The sequence below is a fragment of the Pseudomonas sp. AU12215 genome (genome assembly GCF_001675465.2).
Classification (GTDB): Bacteria; Pseudomonadota; Gammaproteobacteria; order Pseudomonadales; family Pseudomonadaceae; genus Pseudomonas; species Pseudomonas nitroreducens.
Genome location: NZ_MACM02000167.1, coordinates 1 through 1,093, shown reverse-complemented (window position 1 = coordinate 1,093; position 1,093 = coordinate 1). Strand labels below are relative to the sequence as shown.

Annotated in this window: 1 protein-coding gene; it reads left to right on the top strand. The window is 61.4% G+C overall.

Features of this window, described 5'->3' with window-relative positions:
- The first annotated feature begins 6 nt into the window (after positions 1–6).
- A complete protein-coding gene (locus A9513_RS27630; protein ID WP_002118279.1) occupies positions 7–1,020 on the top strand; it encodes a zinc-binding alcohol dehydrogenase family protein in 1,014 nt (337 codons plus the stop codon).
- Positions 1,021–1,093: the final 73 nt, after the last annotated feature.

Sequence of the window (1,093 nt, the reverse complement as noted above, 5' to 3'; positions counted from 1 at the left end):
ACATTTATGAAAGCCATTGGTTACAAGGTTCCGGGACCCATCGCCGCGGATGCCGCGCTGGTCGACATCAATCTGCCTCGGCCTGTCGCTGCAGGATACGATATCCTGGTTGAGGTGAAGGCCGTCTCGGTCAACCCGGTCGACTACAAGGTCCGCAACAGCACGCCGCCGGCAGATGGCGATTGGAAGGTGCTGGGATGGGATGCCGCCGGGATTGTGCGCGAGGTCGGCCCCGACGTCACGCAGTTCGAGTTAGGCGACGAGGTCTATTATGCCGGATCGATCACACGGCCCGGTACCAATGCGGAGTTCCATCTCGTCGACGCCCGGATTGTCGGTCACAAACCTGCGTCGCTCTCCTGGGCGGAAGCGGCGGCGCTGCCGCTGACGACGTTGACGGCCTGGGAGGCGATGTTCGACCGCCTGGACGTGGCGAAGCCCGTACCCGGTGCGGCGGAGGCGATCCTCATCATCGGTGGCGCGGGCGGGGTTGGGTCGATCGCCGTCCAGATCGCGCGACAGCGCACGGACCTCACCGTCATCGCCACAGCCTCTCGACCGGAAACCCAAGAGTGGGTAAGAGGGCTTGGAGCTCACCACGTCATCGACCATTCTCGTCCGCTCGCGCCACAGATCGCCGAACTCGGCATCGGTGCTCCCGCTTTCGTCTTTTCGACCACACATACCGAGCAACATGTCGCCGACATCGCCGAACTGATCGCCCCACAAGGACGGTTCGGACTGATCGACGATCCCAAGGCATTCGATATCATGGTTTTCAAGCGCAAGGCGGTGTCGATCCACCACGAGCTGATGTTCACGCGGTCGATCTACGGCACGCCCGACATGAATGAGCAGGGCGAGATTCTGGATGCGATGGCAGCGCTGGTTGACGACGGCAAAATCCGCACGACGCTGACCCGGCGACTGTCGCCGATCAATGCCGCCAATCTGAAGACGGTGCATGCACTGATCGAAAGTGGCGCGGCTAAAGGCAAGATCGTCCTCGAAGGCTTCTAACGACCGCGATCGCCAAACATCTTGTCCAACCTCAAAAAGCCGAACGGGTTATGCCCCAGCGATGAGAATCCCA

Excerpts from the sequence above, each read along its gene's own strand:
- A9513_RS27630 (WP_002118279.1), top strand. The coding sequence starts at position 7 with ATGAAAGCCATTGGTTACAAGGTTCCGGGACCCATCGCCGCGGATGCC.